Below are 17,377 nucleotides of genomic sequence, written 5' to 3'. Positions count from 1 at the left end.
GTCCTAGGCGTCGGTGGAGGAGGAGACGAGCGGGGTGTCGGTGCGCGGGCGGTCCGGGGAGGCCGGGCCGGCGGGGGTGTCCGGGGCGTCGGGTGCGGTCCGCGCGTGCGGGAGGTGCGCTCCGGCGGCCTCGTCGGTCGGATCTGGGGTCCGGGTGAGGACGGCCAGCGGGGGTGCCCCGGGACGGGTGGGCAGGGTGCGCGCGGTCATGCCCGACTCGGCGATCACGTCCTTCAGTCCGAAGGGCTCCCAGCGGTACGAGTCGCGCACCTCGCGTTCCGCCTGCGGGGCTCCGTCCCGGTAGACCCGCCATGTGGAGTGCAGGCGCATCACGCCGTCCTCCGCCTCGTCGGGTGCGCCGCCGAACGACCACTCGTAGCGGTGGCGTCCGGCGGTGGCGGTGGCGAGCCGGGTCTCGGGAAGGGTCGTCGGTTCCTCGAACTGCATGAGCTCGACGATCACGAGGCCGCCGGGCGCCAGCCGCCGGGTCACCCGCCGCCACAGCCTGGCCCTCCCCTCGGCGTCGAGGTGGCCCAGGACTCCGCAGAGCAGCACCACGCTGATCCGGTCGGGCAGGTCGAGGTCCGGCGCGGCGTCCGCGGTGACGGTCACCCGGGGCCGCAGGTCCTCGTCGCTGAACACCCGGCTGGTGAGTACGGCGCGCATGCCGACGGACGGTTCGCAGGCGATGATCTCCGCGTCCGGCCGTGCCCGGGCGACGGCCTCGGTCAGCAGACCGGTGCCGGCGCCGATGTCCACCACGGGGCCGGTGCCCAGGTCTGCGTCGGCGAGGAGAGCGGCGACGGCCGGGGCGCTCGCGGTCGCGGTGTGCTCGGCGGCTACCAGGTCGAAGAACTCGGCGGACGGGGAGTACGCGGCGGTGTCCGCTGGGCGGACCGGTGGCCTTTCCACGGGGACGGCCGGCGGGGTGGGTTCGGGGCGGGAGGTACTGGTGTCGTAGGGAAACCGTTCCGGCGCGGGGAAGACGTCGCTCACCGAGAGGGGCCGGGGTGTGGCCGGCCGGACGATCTCGGGGGGTCCGAGCCGGGCCGCGAGGTCGCTCCAGATGCGGCACACGGCCAGGTCGTACTGTCCCGCGCGCAGGACGTCGCCGCCCTGCGTGATCGCGTCGCGCAGCCCGTCGAGCGTGCTGCCGATCGCTTCCGGCCACAGGTCGGAGAAGACGGTTCGGAAGGACCCGGTGCTGCCGACCACGGCCGTGCTTCCGAGCCCCAGGCGGCCGGTGCCCGGACCGTCCAGGACGAAGCGGCGGTCGGCGTCCCGCCCGATGTGCAGGCGGGGGCTCCACAGCACGGGACCGTGGGTGTCGGCGAGGGTGAGCACTCCGCCTTCGGTGCCGAGGGAGATCCGGTGCCAGTGCAGGGCGTGGTTGTCACGGTCGGACGGGTCGAGCTGGTGGTGCACCCGCAGGGTGAGGGGTGCGCCGGCGAAGACTCCGTGCAGGGAGCGGAAGGGCTGCGGCCCGATCTCGGCAGGCAGCGGCGCCGGGTCCGCGAAACGCCAGGGACGCAGGGTGCCCATGGCCTGCCCGAGGATGTCCACCAGGGGGTGCATCAGGTGGACCGGGGTGGCGGCGTCCAGGAACAGAGGGCGTTGGCGGGCGACGAGCCGCCGGGCCGCTTCGACGAAGGAGCGGACCGGAGCCACGTGCGGGTAGTGGGTGTTGAGCCGGTACTGGACGCCGCGGCTGCGGGCGTGCTTGAGGTTGCCGGTCAACTCGGTCAGGTGGACGGGGTGTTCCTGGAGGACGTGGATGCCCCGGTCCATCAGCGCCCGCGCCAGGTCGGTGCCCTGGCCGCCCGAGATGGACGAACTCACCGCCACGCAGGCGGCGTCGATGTCGGCGGGGAGGTCGTCGACATCGGTGTAGTAGGGGACGCCCAGGCTCTCGGTGTACGTCCGGGAGGCCGCCGACCCCCTGCTGAGGATGCCCGCCAGGGTGTACCCGGGGCGCCGGCGCACCGCCTCGGCGTAGAAGCGGCCGAAGTTGGTGCCGCAGACCAGGACACGCAGGGGTGTCGCGGTGCTCACAGGACACCCTCCTCGACCTGCTCGACCTGCTCGACCTGCTCGGCCTCGGCGGCCGTTCCGGTGAGGTGGAGGTCGGCGACGCCGTGGGAGCGCAGGTGCCCCACCACGGTGTCCGGGTCCAGCACGTCACACGCGAAGTGCACGCCCGCACCCACCCGGCCGCGCAGCACCGCGTCCGCCGCGAGCGCGCCCACGGCGGCGGTGAGCCGGTAGCTGCTGGCCGCGCGCAGGGTCAGCCCAGCGGTGTCGGGCGTGCCCGACGCGGTGCCGGAGAGCGCGAAGTCCATGACGTAGTAGGGCCTGCGTCCGGCCAGGTCGAGGTCGGCTGCGAGCATCAGCCGCTCGGCCAGCGCGTCCGGGTCGTCCCCGGCCGCCAGACGGCCCGGCAGGAGGTTCAGCAGCGCGCGTACGGCAGGGCCGGGGTGGACGTTGTACCAGTCGAGCCGGTCGAGGCCGAGGGCGGTGGCGAGGCGTTCGCTCTCACCGCTGAGATAGGGCTGTACGGCGACCCGGCCGGGGAACGCCTCGTGCGCGGCGTCCTCGTCGGTGCGCAGGGCGCGCGAGACGCGCCGGCCGCCGCGGACGGCGGCGAGGGCCTCCCCGTAGGCCGCGCCGTCCGCGCCTCCCGAGCTGAGGGACAGCATCAGGTCGTGGGCGACCGTCGGCGAACAGGTCTCCAGGCCGCCGCAGTAGGCGGTCAGCGCCGTGGCACCGTCCAGGCCGCCGCGCGTCGCGAGCCAGCGGGGCAGGAGGCTGGACAGGCCGGGCAGGGCGCCCGCGGACAGGACGACCGCGCGGGCGTCGCGGACCGGGTCGCTGCCCTTGTCGAGGTCCTCGGCGGCGGGGTCGTCCCCGGCCACGTCGACGCAGTGCGCGCCGGCGTCGAGTGCCGCGAAGGCCACGGTGGCCCGCAGCCGGTAGGTGGGTCCGACGCAGTTGAGGACGAGGTCGCAGCCCTCGGTGAAGGTGCGCAGGCCGTCCGGTGCGGTGGCGTCGGCCCAGACGGTCTCGTCGTGGCCGGCGGGGTCCTCATCGGCGACCGCGCACAGGGCGGACGCGGTCCGGCCGCCCAGGCGGAGGCCGGTGTGGCCGAGGGCGCGCAGTTCGCGTACGGCGGCCCGGCCGACCGCGCCGGAGGCGCCCAGCACTCCGATCACAGGCTTGTTCATCGGGTGATCGCCCCCTGGGTCAGCTCGGCGAGGGTCTTGAGGATGCCGGGCGCGTGCTCGACGGAGAGGCAGCTGTAGTGGTCGCCGCCGATGTCGACGATGTCCAGGTCGCCCAGAGTGAGTTCCTCCCAGTAGGTGGTGACGGCGTCCTTGCTGCCGGGGAAGGGGTAGGCGCCGTCGTGGCGCAGGAAGGTGATGTCACCGGCGTAGGGCTCGGCGTCGTAGCGGGTGATGGCGAAGACGCTCTGCCGGAAGGCGAGGAAGAGCCGTGTCATGTGGTCGGGTTCGTAGGTGCCGGCCGAGGCGGGCACCGCCTCGCACATCCGGGCGATGCGGGTGGCGCGGGGGATGTCGGCCAGTTCGCGGAAGCGTCCGGCGACGTCCGCGAACTCCTCGGGCAGCGCGGCGAGTCCGCCGTCGGGCAGGACACCGGGGCTGGCGGCCAGGACCGCGTCGGCCGCGGCGGCCACCCGGTACTGGTCGTCCGGGAAGCCGAGGTCGGCGGGGTCGATGCCCATCATGACGGCGAAGGAGTACTCGGCGAGCAGTTCGTCGTCCAGCCGGAAGCGGGGGCTGTGGCTGCTGATGACGGTGAGGCTCTCCACCTCCGCCCCCGACTCGGCCAGGTTGCGGGCCACCTCGGTGGCGATCAGGCCGCCCAGGCAGTAGCCGACGACGTGGAAGCGGCTGCGGCCGTCGGCCGTGAGGGCGCGGGCGTAGTCGGCCGCCATCTGCTCGATGAGTCCCTGCGGCGGTGCGGCGAGGAAGCCGCTCAGGTCGGGGACCTCCACGCCCACGACTTCGGCGAGGCCGGGTGAGCGGCGCCGGATCTCGGTGATCAGTGCCCGGTAGGGCATGATCGTCGCGGTGCCGGCGTGCACGAGCACGGTCGTGGGTTCGTCGTCGGACCGGGCGCCGTGCAGATGGATCACGGGGTCCGTGCGGACCGCGTCGGCGGCGGGCGCGTCCTCGGGGCCGGCCAGGGAGCGCAGGAACGCGGCGAGACCGGCGACCGTCGGGCGGCGCAGCATGTGGCGCAGTACGACCTCCCACTCCAGGTCGGCGGCCTGCGGCACGCGTTCGCGGAGCCGGCCCACCATGCGGGCGACGAGGAGCGAGTCGCCGCCGAGGTCGAAGAAGTCGTCGTTGCGGGTGACGCCGTCGACGGCGAGGAGTTCGGACCAGAGGTCGGCGAGACTGTGCTCCAGGTCGTCCTTGGGCTTCTCGTCCACGACGACCGGGGCGCTCTCGCGGGGCAGCCAGGTCCGCAGGCGGGCGCGGTCGGTCTTGCCGTTGGCCGTGCGGGGCAGGGCGTCGACGACCTGCCACACGGAGGGGAGCATGTACTCCGGGATCCGGGTCGCCGCCGTGCGGGCCAGTTCACCCGCCGGGACGTGGTGCCGGTCGTCCTTGACGGTGGCGAGGAAGAGCTCCTGGCCGGTCAGGGCCAGCGCGTCCTGGGCGGCGGGCAGCGACGTGACCTCGGACGCGGCGTGCGCGTCCAGGAGTTCGCGCCACTGGGTGTGGGTGAGGAAGGACTGGCCGGTGTGCTCGCGCACGTCGGTCCAGGTCCGGCCCGCGACCTCCAGGAACTCCATGGAGATCAGCAGCGGCAGGTTCTCGTCGCGGGTGTTCTCCACGAACACGAGCTGTCCGCCGGGGACGAGCAGTTCCCGCAGGCGGCCCACGGCCGCGTCCGCGTCGGCGGCGGCGTGCAGGGTGTTGGCGCAGATCACCACGTCGAAGGTGTTGGGCAGCAGGTGCTGGGCGCGCGGGTCCTCGTCGACGTCGAAGCGCTGGTAGCGGACCCATGCGTGGTCGGCGAAGCGCTCGCGGGCCTCGTTCAGGAAGAACGCGGAGGGGTCCGTGAACAGGTAGTCGACGCCGTACTCGGCGAGGACGGGCACCAGTTCGCCGGTGGTGCCGCCGACGCCGCCGCCCACCTCCAGGACACGCAGCCGCTCCTCGCCGGTGTGGCCCGCGGCGATCTCGCGCAGCGCGGCGACCAGCGCGCGGTTGAGGTGCCGGATGGCGAGGTTGTCGCGGTAGGCGGCGTCGGCGGCCTCGGTCGCCGCACCGGGGAAGAGCAGTTCCCGGATGCCCGTGTCGCCGCAGACCAGCCCGGGCAGCCGCTCGGCGCAGGTGCGCATGACGGTGAGCAGTTCGGTGCTCCAGCCGATCTCGTGCTCCAGCTCCGCGGTCCGCTGCCAGCAGTGCTCCGCGTCGGGCGCGGAGACGGGGACGAGCCCGGTGTAGGTATCGTCGGACTCCTGGTGGGTGAGCCGGTCGCGTGCCGCCAGCGCACGCAGCCAGCGCCGCACGATGTGCCGGTGGCGGGGGGTGGCACGGAGCGCCGTGCCCACCTCCTCCGCGGTGCGCGACGCGCCGTCGGCGAACACCCCGGAGGCGTCCAGGACGCGGGTCATCTCCGCGAGGGCCACCTCGTCGAGGGCGGCCAGGAATGCGGTCAGCCGCGCGGCGTCGACGGCCGCGGAGGCTTCCCGTACGGCGTCGGCGGCAGCGGCGCGCGCCTGGGCCCGGGGCGTCGGCGTACCGGCGCTGCCGGCGTCCGCGTCGGGCGTGCCGTCCTTGCGGGCCGTCTCCACGAACGCGGCCAGGCGCCGGCCGCCGGCCGCCGAGTCGTCCACGATGACGGCGCCCGCCGCGACCTCCGGGTGGGCCTGTACGGCGGCTTCCACCTCGGCGAGTTCGACCCGGTAGCCGCGGATCTTGATCTGGGCGTCCTCCCGGCCCAGGAACTCGATGGTGCCGTCGGGAAGGTACCGCCCCAGGTCACCGGTGCGGTAGAGCCGCTGTCCGGTGGCGGGGTCGGAGAGGAACCGCTCCGCCGTGCGGCTCTCGTCGCCGAAGTAGCCCAGGGCTACACCGGCGCCGCCGATGAACAGCTCCCCCGGCACCCATTCGGGCCGTGCCCGCAGGTGCCGGTCGAGTACGGCGAAGGTCTGGTTGGTCAGGGGCCTGCCGTAAGGGATGCTCGGGCGGTCCGTGTCCACGGCGTCGACGGCGTGGGCGATGGACCAGATGGAGCCTTCGGTGGCGCCGCCGAGGGAGACGACCTCGAGGCCGGGGAGCAGCTCACGGGCCTGGTCCGGCAGGGCGACGGGTATCCAGTCGCCGGATATCAGCGCGAGTCGGAGTGTGGCGTCGTCGGTCGGAGGCTCGGAGCGCAGCCAGTCGCACAGCATGTGGAGCTGGCCGGGGACCGAGTTCCACACGGTGACTCGGAAGTCCCGGACGAGTTCGGCCCAGTGGGAGGGGTCGCCGCGCCGGTCGGCGGCGGGCAGGACGAGACAGGCGCCCACGGCGAGCGGCCCGAACAGGTCGTACACGGACAGGTCGAAGCCGAGTCCCGCGATGCCGAGAACACGGTCGCGCTCGGAGACGCCGAAGCGACGGTTGACGTCCTCGACGGTGTTGAGGGCGGCTCGGTGACTGATCATCACGCCCTTGGGTGTTCCGGTCGAGCCCGAGGTGTAGATGATGTACGCGAGATCGTCCGGGTCGCGCGGGGTTGCGCTCGCGGCGGGCGCCGCCTGCGAAATCTGGGGCAGGAGGTCGACGGCGACCGCCGTGACGCCTTCCGGGAGGTCATCGATCTCGGCGAGCCAGGACTGGGTGAGGACCGTGCGGACACCCGCGTCCGCGATGATCGTGTCCCGGCGGGCCGGCGGCTGGGCCGTGTCCACGGGGAGGTAGGCGCCGCCGGCCATCAGCGTGCCGAAGACCGCGACGACCTGCTCCCAGCCCTTGTCCGCCCAGATGGCCACGGGCTCACCGGCCCGCAGTCCCGACGCCGTCAGTGCTTCGGCGACGGCGGTGGCACGGGCGATGAGCTGCTGGTAGGTGAGGGTCAGTTCCGGGGTGCGGACGGCGATCGCCTCGGGTGTGATCCGGGCCTGGGCGAGGACCGGTTCGTGGAGCAGGGAGTCCGGCAGTGGTCCCGCGGTCGCGTTGACGGCGTTCCGCCGCACGGCCTGGTCCTCGGGCAGCGTGATGCCGGCCGGGGCGTCCCAGGCGGCGTCGCCTGCCGCGCCCTCGGCCGACAGGGTCCGCACGAGGCCCGTGTACGCCTCGAACATCGCGTCGGCGACACCGTGGGCGAGGGCGCCCTCGCGGATGTCCCAGGACAGGCTCAGCGTGTCGCCGCGGTGCATGACCTGGCAGTCGAGCCAGACCTGCGGTGTCCGGGTCACGGCGTACGTCACCTCGGGGGGTACGCCCTCGGAGGTGGCGTCGGATCCCAGGGCGCTGGTGAAGACCACCGGCATCAGCACCGGCGCGCCGGCCCGGCGGGACAGCTCGGCGAGTACCTCCGAGCCCGTGAACAGGGGGTGCGCGAGGTCTTCCAGGAGCTGCTCCCCGAGGAGCCGCGTCCGTTCGGCGAAGGCGGCCGGGGCGTCCAGGTCCACGGCGAGCAGTTCGAGCGAGGTGAAGTCGCCCACGAGGCGGCCGATGTCCTCGTGCAGGTCGGGCCGGTCCACCGTCGGCACGTTGAGCGTGAACCGGCCGGCGCGCGACCAGCGGCCTACCGTCTCGGCGTACGCGGTGAGCAGCGCCGTGGACAGGGTGAGCCCTCGGCGCGCGGCCCGCTCGGTGAGGCGGTCCCGTTCGGCCGCGGTCAGCAGGACCTCCAGCCGGCGGAAGGTCCCCGACTCGTGCGGGTCGGCGGCGTGAGCTTTCTCCCGCGGGTCGCTGACGCCCGCCTCCCAGGTTTCGGCGAGGGGCAGTTCGGGCGCCGGCGGCAGGGTGTCGAGCCGCTCGGTCCAGTAGGCGCGGTCGCGGGTGTACGCGTCGGTCTCGGTGAGGACGCGGCGGGCCAGGACGTAGTCGCGGAAGGTGATCCGCGGTGCCTCGGTGAGGGGCTCGCCGCCGTGGCGGCGCTGGAACTCGGCGAGCAGGATGCGCAGGCTGGCGTGGTCGACGACCAGCATGTCGAAGGCGAGGTGGAGCACGGCCCGCTCGGCGGTCCGGCTCACGTGGACCCCGAAGAGCGGCCACCGGTCGGTGGGCGTCTCGCGGGCGGACAGTCTCGCCCGGGTGCGCTCCACCTCCACCTCGGCTTCGGCCGGCGGGAGGCCGGTCAGGTCGTCGGCGTCGATACCGAGATCGGGTACGTCGGCCAGGATCTTCTGGTAGCCGTCGTGATGGATGACGGCGCGGAGCATGTCGTGCCGCTGAACCAGTTCACGCCACACGGTGGTGACGTGGTCCACGTCGAGGTCGGGGTATTCCAGTTCGACGTAGGCGTGGCAGCCGACACCTCCGTAGGCGTAGGCGTCGGTGCGGCCGATGAGGTAGGCGGCCTGGATGTCCGTCAGCGGGAACGGCTCGTGGCGGCTGTCCGGGTCGGCCCGCAGCTGCGGCTCCCCCGCCTCCAGGTGACGCAGGATGGCTTCCTTGTGGGTGCGCAGTTCGGCCCGGTGGGTGTCGGTGAGCCGGCCCTGGGGGGCGCGGAAACGCAGTTGTCCGTCGTGGGCCCACAGCACCACGCCGTCGTCGGCGTAACGGGCCAGCAGTTCAGCGATGTTCACAGCTCTCCGGTCTCGTAGGCGGTCCCGTGGGCCGCGAGCGTTCGAGTGATGTCCGCGGCCAGCGCGGCGACGGTCGGTGCGGCGAAGAAGCGCCGGACGGGCACGGCGGCCCCGAGACGGCGCTCGATCGCGGTGAGCAGGCGCAGGGCGGTGAGGCTGTCGCCGCCCGCGGTGAAGAAGTTGGCGGTGCGGTCCGGTGCCCAGTTCGGCAGGTACTCGCTCCAGAGGCCGGCCACGGCCGTCTCGGTCTCTCCGACCGGCGGTTCGGCCTCGGTCGGCGCGATGTCGGGTTCCGCCATCGCCGCGAGGGCGCCCCGGTCCACCTTGCCGTTCGCGGTGAGCGGCAGGGCGGGCAGCAGCTGAATGCGGGAGGGGATCGCGTAGACGGGCACTCGCTCGGCCAGCAGGGCGAAGAGGCTTTCCGTGAGGTCCGCGTCCCGCACGGTCGTCTCCGCCTCCACGGGCCCGCCGGGCTCGGCAAGCGACGTCGGCTCGTTCGGTACGGCGAAGGCGGCCAGGCGCTTGGCGGTGCGCTCCCCCACGGCCACGACGGTGGCGCGGGCCACACCAGGGTGGGACTCCAGCGCGGCCTCGATCTCGCCGGCCTCGATGCGGTGGCCGGCGATCTTCAGCTGGCTGTCGAGGCGGCCGAGGAACTCGATCAGCCCGTCTCCCCGGAACCGGCCCAGGTCACCGGTCCGGTACCAGCGCCGCCCGTCCTGTTCGACGAACTTCTCGGCGGTGCGGGCCGGGTCGGCGAGGTATCCGACGGCCAGTCCCCCGCCGCCGATCCACAGTTCGCCGGGCGTCCAGTCGGGGCAGTCCCGCCCGCTCCGGTCGACCACGCGATAGTGCTGCCCGGTCAGCGGGCGGCCGTAGGGGATGGAGACCCACCGGGGGTCCGGTTCCTCGACGGTGAGCGTGTTGGACCAGATGGCCGCCTCGGTCGCGCCGCCCATGGCGACGAAGGCGCAGCTCCGTGCGGTGCGTTCGCGTAGCCGGCCGGGCAGGTCGAGCCCGATCCAGTCGCCGGAGACCAGTGCCGTCCGCAGCCCCGCGAGGCGGGCGCGCTCCGGCACCTCCGGCGTCTCCTGCTCGTCGGCGTCGAGGAGCAGGTCCAGCAGGGCCGGCACGGTGTTCCAGACGGTCACTCCGAACCGGTCGAGCAGGCTCGGCCAGCGGGCCGGTTCACGGCGCTGCTCCTCCGTGGGCAGCAGGAGGGAACCACCGGCTCCGAGCAGCCCGAAGACGTCGTACACGGAGAGGTCGAAGTCCAGCGCGGACAGGGCGAACACGCGGTCGTCCGCGCCGATGCCATGCCGGGTGTTGACGTCCGCGATCGTGTTCCAGGCGGCCGCGTGAGTGATCTGGACGCCCTTGGGCTCGCCGGTGGATCCGCTCGTGAAGATGACGTAGGCGAGTGCTTCGGGAAGCACCTTCCAAGGGGCGGGCAGCGGCTCGTGGTCCCGTGTGTCCGTGACCGACAGGGCGCGGGGAGCCGTCCTTCCCCGGGCGGGCCAGTCGCCCACCACGGCGCGGAACCCGGCAGTGGCGTGTACCCGCTCCAGCCGTGCGACGGGCTGTTCGAGGCTCAGCGGTACGTAGGCGGCACCGGCCGCGAGGACGCCGAGGACCGCGGCGATCTGCTCCGGCCCCTTGGGCACGGTGACGGCGACGAGTTCACCCGGGACGACGCCCGCGTCACCGAGTGCGGCGGCCGTGCGCAGCGCCTGCTCGGCGAGGGTTCCGTAGGTCACCTCCTCCCCGGCCGTCGTGACGAGGGCGACGCGGTCGCAAGTGGCCTCAGCGTGGGCGAAGAACGCCTCGTGCAGCGGACGCGGGACCACCGGTTCCAGGGCTGCCTCCAGCGCGGCGGCGGCCCGCCGTTCGTAGTGGGACGCGGGCAGCAGGTCGGGCAGCGGCGCGTCCCAGTCGCCGGCGACGGCGTACCGCAGCAGCCTTCCGTAGGCGTCGAACATCGCGTCCAGCACGCCCGGGGGGAAGAGTTCCTCGACGGCGTCCCAAGTGACGACCAGGTTCCCGGACTCCTCGGTGACCTGGTTGTCCAGGCACACCTGGGGGGACTGCGAGATGCCCCAGACCTTGGCGGGCAGACCCGTGCCCGAGCCGGCCAGGGTCGCGTCGCCGACGCCGACGGCACTGGTGAACACCACGGGTGCGGCCGCGTCCACGGTGCCCGTACGTCGGCCGAACTCGCGCAGCAGCCAGTCGATCGGGACGTTCAGGTGGTCCAGGTCCTCCGCCTGGCGGCGTTGCAGTGCTCCGGCCGCCGCCAGCCAGGACGCGCCGTCGCGTCGGTACCCGGCCAGGGAGAGGGAGGTGAAGTCGCCCAGGACGCGGTGGATGTGGGGGTGGACGTCACGGCGGTTGAACAGGGTGAGCGTGACGGTCAGCGCGTCGGCGCCGCTCCAGGCAGCCAAGACCTCCGCGTACAGGGCCAGCAGGACGGTGGACGGCGTGAGTCCGTGCCGGGCCGCGTCCCGCTTGACGGTCTGCCAGTCGTCTGCGGGCAGGCTCAGCCGGCGCCGGGTGAAGACGGGCGCGTCGAGGGTCGCGGGGTCCCGGTCGAGGGGCAGTGGGGGCGGGGGCGGCAGTTCGGACAGCCGCGTCCGCCAGTGGGCGCGGGCCCGCTCGGCCGAGTCAGAGTCGGCGGGCAGCCCGGTCAGGTAGTCGCGGAAGGAGACGTCGACGGGCCGGAGTTCGTGCTCGGGATCGGCGTAGAGCGCGTTGAGTTCGGCGTAGAGCGTGGTGATGGAGAGGGCGTCGAGGACCAGGTAGTCCAGTCCGACGCCGATACGGGTGCGCGTGTCGCCGCCGTCCTGGTAGCGCACCGCCTCTACCGCGAAGAGGGGCCACCGGGCGGGGTCGCGCACCTGCTGGGACAGGCGGGCACGCAGGCCGGCCAGCGCGGGGGCGGCATCGTGGTCGGCCGGGACGTCCGCCACCGGTATGCGCAGGGGCGGTACGTCGGGCAGGACGCGCTGGTGTCCGTCCGCCACGACCGCGCGGAGCATGCCGTGCCGTCGGACGAGGGTGTTCCAGGCGCGTTCCAGCCGGTCCAGGTCGACGTCCGTGCCGTCGAACTCCGTGTAGTGCCAGGTACCGACGCCGCCGAGGGTGAAGCGGGGGTCGCGGCCCGTGTGGTAGGCGGCCTGGACGTCCGTGAGCGGGAAGGGCTCGTGGGCGTTGGCCGGGTCGGTGGCCAGGACGGGGGCGGGTTCCGTCTCGGTGCCCTTCACTGCCTCGGGGCGCAGCGTCTCGCAGAAGTGCTGGAGCACCGGGCGGGCGAAGAGGTCGGCGACGCGGGCGCGGGGGAATCCGGCGGCACGCAGTCGACCGATCATCCGGGTCGCGACGAGGGAGTCGCCGCCGAGGAGGAAGAAGCTGCTCTCCCGGCCCACTTCGGCCACGTCCAGCAGGTCGGCCCACTCGGCCGCCACGGCGGTCTCCACCGGGCCGACCGGTGCGGAGGTCCGGGGGCCGTCGTCGCCGGCCGCCTCGGTCAGTATCCGGCGGACGGCGGCCCGGTCCAGTTTGCCGTTGGCGTTCAGCGGAAGGTCGCGCAGAACGACGAGGCGCTCGGGGACCATGTAGGCCGGAAGCCGCTGTCCCGCCCGAAGCCGCACCTGGTCCGGATCCGGTGCGCCCCCGGGCGCGGAGACGGCTGCGGCGAGGTGCCGTGCGGGGGTGTCCAGGACGCAGGCGACCGCGTGCAGCACGGCGGGGTCGTCCTCCAGGGCGGACTCGACCTCGCCGAGTTCGATGCGGTGGCCGCCGATCTTCACCTGGTGGTCGGCGCGGCCCAGGAACTCCAGTACGCCGTCGGGCCGGTAGCGGGCGAGGTCGCCGCTGCGGTACCAGCGTTCGCCGTCGTACTCGACGAAGCGCTCGGCGGTGCGCTCGGGGTCGGCCCGGTACCCGTTGGCCACGCCGGGTCCGCCGATCCACAGCTCGCCGGGGACGAGGTCGGGGCAGTCGCGCCCCCGTCCGTCCACGACCCGGGCCCGCATGTTGCGCAGCGGAACGCCGTAGGGCACGGACCTCCAGGCGGGGTCGGTCTCCTCGACCTCGAACACCGTGGAGTGGACGGCCGCCTCCGTCATGCCGCCGAGGGCCACGAAGCGGCAGCCGGGTACGAGGGCACGCAGCCTGCGGGGCTGGTCGAGGCCGACCCAGTCACCGCCGAGCAGCACCATGCGCAGGGAGTCGCCGAGTCCGTCGTTCTCCCCGGCGGCCATCAGCAGGTCCAGCAGGGCGGGCACGCACTGCACCAGCGTCACACCGTGCTCGCGCACCAAGCGGGCCCAGTGGTGGGCGTCGCGGCGCTGGTCCTGGCCGATCGTGACGACCTGTCCGCCGAGCGACAACGGGGTGAAGATGTCCCAGGCGGCGAGGTCGAAGTCGAGCGCGGAGATCGCCAGGGTGCGGTCGGCGGGGCCGAGGCCGAGCTGCTCCTCCATCGCCTCGACCGTGTTGACGACGGCGCGGTGCGACACCTCGACGCCCTTGGGCAGCCCCGTGGAGCCGGAGGTGAACAGCACGTAGGCGGGCAGGGCGGGATCCGGCTGGACCACGGGGGCGGGCTCCAGCGTCCCGGCGTCCTCCAGTAGGAGCACCGGGGCCGTGGAAACCCCCTCGCAGAGCGGCGCGTGCTCCCGGTCGGTGAGCACGGCGACGGCGCCGGCCACGGAGTGAATGCGTTCGCGGCGTACGGCGGGCTGCTCGACGCCGACAGGGGCGTACGCGGCACCGGCCGCCAGGATGCCGAGGACGGCGGCGATCTGGTCGGCGCCCTTGGGCAGGGTCAGCGCGACGGTGTCGCCCTCCTGTACGCCGTGCTCGCGCAGCAGCGCGGTGATCCTGCGGGCTGTATCGGCGAGTTCGCCGTAGGCGAGGGTGTCGCCGCTGGTTCGGACGACGGCGACGCGGCCCGGCTCGGTCTCGGCGAGCCGGAAGAACCGGGTGTGCAGGGCGCGGTCCGGCGGTGGCGTGGGCGGCAGGGCCGCCACCGCGCGTCGCGGCAGGACGTCGGGGGCGAGGAGGCCGTCCACCGGCCGGGACCAGGTTTCGGGGTCGGTGGTCAGGCGGGTGATGAGGCGGCGGTAGGCGTCGAACGCCGCGTCCGGAACCCCGGCCTCCAGCACGCCGTCACGGACGTCCCAGTTGAGGAGGAGGCCGCCGTCGAGTTCGGTGACCTGGGCATCCAGGTAGACCTGGGGACCTTGGGAGATGATCCAGGAGGGGCGGCCGAAGGACTCCTGGACATCCTGTTCGAAGATCTCGCCCAGTCCGATGGCGCTGGTGTAGACGACCGGGGCCAGCACGGGGGCTCCCTCGGCGCGGGCGAGGTCGCGCAGCACCTCCACCCCGCCGTACGCGCCGTGCGAGATCCCCTCCTGGAGGCGTTCCTGAAGTTTGCGGGCCTGGCGGGAGAACGGCAGGGCCGCGCCGAGATCCGCGTCGAGCAGGACCGAGCTGCTGAAGTCGCCGACCAGGCCGGCGACGTCCTCGGTGATCATCTCCCGGTCGAAGAGCGGGAGGTTGAGCAGGAAGCGCCGACTGTCGCTCCAGGCGGCGACGACTTCGGCGAACACGGTGGCGAGGGCGGCGGCGGGGGTGATGCCGTGCCGTCGTGCGGCGCTGATCAGGGCGGCCTTGTCGGCGGGTCCCAGCCAGTGGTGCAGGCGGCGTGAGTGGGTGAGCGTGGTGTCGTCGGCGTCGACCGGGGTCAGCGGGTCGACGGTCGTCGGCAGGCGCGGGGCGCGGGGCAGCTGGGGCAGGCGTTCGCGCCACCAGGCCGCGTGCTGCTCGCGTTCCGCCTTGCGCCGGGCGTCGTGTTCCGCGAGGTATTGCCGGTAGTCGAGGGCGAGTTCGCGAGGCTGGTCGTCGGGACAGTCGTAGAGGCGGCGCAGGTCTGACAGGAGGACCCTGAGGCTCAGCGCGTCGCCGGCCATCATGTCGAGGTCGATCTGCAGCCGGGTCCGCCCCTCGGGGAGCAGGCACAGGGCCGCGCGGAAGACGTCGCCGGAGGTGATGTCGGGGCGTGCGTGGGTGTTGCGCTCGCGCAGCAGCTCCAGTTCGGTCTCGGCGTCGCCCGGATCGCGGTGGCGCAGGTCGTGGACGGTGAGGGGGTCTCCCGGTGGGCCGTAGTGCTGCCGCCCGTCCTCGTCGAAGACGGCCCTCAGCATGCCGTGACGGCGCACCAGGGCGCGCAGGGCGGTGCCGAGCCGGTCGGGGTCGACGTCGTGGCCGTCGAGCTCGACGTAGAAGTGGGCGGCGACGCCGCCGAGGGGCTGGCCGTCCTGGCGCCCGATCCAGTAGGCGTGCTGCATCGTCGCCGGCGGGAAGGGTTCCGTGTCGGCGCCGGGCGCTTGCACGGAGGAGAGCGGTCCGGCCGTGGCCGGATGTGCGGTGCCGGTCCCTGCGGCACTCTCTCGTGCGAGCAGGTCCGTCCAGGCGCCGAGGGTCGGCGTGCGGGTGAGGTCCTGGAAGGTGACCGTGCTGCCCGCGCGACGCCAGGTGCCGATCAGGGACATCAACGCGAGTGAGTCGAGGCCGAGTTCGAAGAGGTCGCGATCGTCGTCCAGCTCGTGCGGCGCCAGCTCCAGCGCGCGGGCCACCGCTTCCCGCACCGCGCCGGATGCGTGAAGGGCCCCCTCGCCTGCCGCTGTTCGTGCCTGGACGACTGCTTCATCGCTCACTGCGGGGACCTTCCGGTCGGAGGGGCGGGTGGGGTGCTGTGCCGAGGCCGGGCTTCGGGGAGGGGGCCGCAAACATCCTAGATAGAAATGATTATCATTTCTATGCTTCACATCGTAGTCACATGAAGGGCCTCGACGCCAGAGCCCGAGGCCCGCAAACGAGAGGCAGAGCCCCATGACGGAGACCGAACAGACCTGGTCCGAGGCGGAATCGGCGCGCTACCGGGCCGCCGGCCACTGGCAGGGAGTGACGTTCGGCGCCCGGCTGCGCCAGTCGGCGGTCACCCACGGCGAGCGCGTCGCCCTGGTGGACGGGGACCGCCGGTGGACCTACGCGGACCTGGACGCCGAGGCGGACCGCGTGGCCCGCGGACTGCGGAGTCACGGTGTCGGGCGGGGCGACCGCGTCGTGGTCCAGCTCCCCAACCGGGCCGAGTTCGTCCTCGTCTGGTTCGGCCTGCAGCGGCTCGGCGCCGTCCCGGTGCACGCCATGCCCGGCCACCGGCGGCGCGAGATCGGTCACCTGGTACGCGTGTCGGGTGCGGTGGCCTGTGTGGTGCCCGACCGGCACGCCAGGTTCGACCACGTGGAGCTGATGCGCTCGGTGCGGTCGGAGCACGGGCCGGGCCGTTCGCCGCGGCTTGTCGTCGTGGTCGGCGATCCCGGGCCGGAGAGCGGCTTCGTCTCCTTCGAGTCGCTGCGGACGGCGTCTTCCCCGACGCCTGCCGGCTCCTCTTCGGGCTCCGTCCAGGGACCGCGTACCGATGACGGCGGAGCGGACCCGGCCGACGTCGCCCTCCTGCTGCTCTCCGGCGGCACCACGGGCCTTCCCAAGCTCATCCCGCGCACCCACGACGACTACGCGTACAACGCCCGCGCCTGCGCCGAGGTCTGCGCCCTCGACGAGCGCACCGTCTACCTCGCGGTGCTGCCGATCGGGTTCAACTTCACCTTCGCCTGCCCCGGCGTGCTCGGCACCCTGATGGCCGGCGGAACGGTCGTCGTCGCCCCGGACCCCAGCCCGCAGACGGCGTTCGCGCTCGTCGAACGGGAGGGCGTGACCCTCACCTCCCTCACTCCACCGCTCGTCACCCACTGGATCGACGAGGCGGCCTCCGGCGCCTGGGACCTGGGCAGCCTCACCGTGGTGCAGGTCGGCGGGGCGCGGCTGCCGGAGGAGCACGCCCGCAAACTCGGACCGGCGCTCGGGGTGAATGTGCAGCAGGTCTTCGGGATGGCGGAAGGGCTGATCAACCTCACGCGTCTCGACGACTCCGAGGACCTCGTCTGCGCCACCCAGGGCCAGCCCGTCTCGCCGGACGACGAGATCCTGGTGGTGGACGCCGACGGCAGGCCCGTGCCGGACGGTTCGCCGGGGGAACTGCTCACCCGCGGCCCGTACACGCTGCGTGGCTACTACCGCGCCGAGGACCACAACCGCACGGCGTTCACCCCGGACGGCTACTACCGGACCGGCGACGTCGTACGGCGGCTGCCGACCGGGCACCTCGTGGTGGTGGGCCGGATCAAGGACCAGATCAACCGCGGCGGTGAGAAGATCGCCTCGGTCGAGGTGGAGGAGCAGTTGCTCACCCATCCGGCGATCACGGCGGCGGCGCTGGTGGGTGTGCCGGACGAGCGCCGGGGTGAGCGGACCGTGGCCTTCGTGGTCTGCGCGGGTCAGGCCCCGGGCGCGCGGGAGGTGGCCGCCCATCTGAGGGAGCGCGGGCTCGCCGAGTACAAGACGCCGGACGAGGTGGTCCAGGTCGTCGACCTCCCGCTCACCGCCGTGGGAAAGGTCGACAAGGCCACTCTCGCGCAGGAACTGTCGCGGAAGTGACGCTGGGCGTGCAGGGGCACCCGTCGCCAGGGCGGGTGCCCC

General features: G+C 73.4%; 5 protein-coding genes. 1 reads left to right on the top strand and 4 read right to left on the bottom strand.

The genetic code is table 11. The annotated features are described in order from the left end of the window. Window positions 1-3: 3 nt before the first annotated feature. The 4 genes from IO29_RS34635 to IO29_RS34620 are packed head-to-tail and all read right to left on the bottom strand — an operon-like array spanning window position 4 to window position 15,495. Window positions 4-2,052, bottom strand: a complete 2,049-nt coding sequence (locus IO29_RS34635) for a Gfo/Idh/MocA family oxidoreductase (protein ID WP_030378525.1) — start codon at window positions 2,050-2,052, stop codon at window positions 4-6. Further along, on the bottom strand, window positions 2,049-3,221 hold the full coding sequence (locus tag IO29_RS34630; protein ID WP_030378524.1) for a saccharopine dehydrogenase NADP-binding domain-containing protein: 1,173 nt from the start codon (window positions 3,219-3,221) through the stop codon (window positions 2,049-2,051). The genes IO29_RS34635 and IO29_RS34630 overlap by 4 nt, the downstream gene beginning before the upstream one ends. Continuing rightward, the gene (locus IO29_RS34625) at window positions 3,218-8,773 is read right to left on the bottom strand and encodes a non-ribosomal peptide synthetase (RefSeq protein WP_030378523.1); all 5,556 of its coding nucleotides are present in this window, start codon (window positions 8,771-8,773) and stop codon (window positions 3,218-3,220) included. The genes IO29_RS34630 and IO29_RS34625 overlap by 4 nt, the downstream gene beginning before the upstream one ends. Next, window positions 8,770-15,495: a non-ribosomal peptide synthetase gene (locus tag IO29_RS34620; RefSeq protein ID WP_030378522.1), complete on the bottom strand. Its 6,726-nt coding sequence runs from the start codon at window positions 15,493-15,495 to the stop codon at window positions 8,770-8,772. The genes IO29_RS34625 and IO29_RS34620 overlap by 4 nt, the downstream gene beginning before the upstream one ends. A gap of 175 nt (window positions 15,496-15,670) precedes the next feature. Here IO29_RS34620 and IO29_RS34615 point away from each other — a divergent pair, with 175 nt between their 5' ends. Further along, on the top strand, window positions 15,671-17,335 hold the full coding sequence (locus IO29_RS34615; RefSeq protein ID WP_030378521.1) for a (2,3-dihydroxybenzoyl)adenylate synthase: 1,665 nt from the start codon (window positions 15,671-15,673) through the stop codon (window positions 17,333-17,335). The last annotated feature ends 42 nt before the right edge of the window (window positions 17,336-17,377 follow it).

This window comes from Streptomyces sp. NRRL F-6676 (genome assembly GCF_000725625.1).
Classification (GTDB): domain Bacteria; phylum Actinomycetota; class Actinomycetes; order Streptomycetales; family Streptomycetaceae; genus Streptomyces.
Note: the sequence above shows the minus strand (reverse complement) of the source record. Positions and strands in the feature narration are given on the sequence as shown.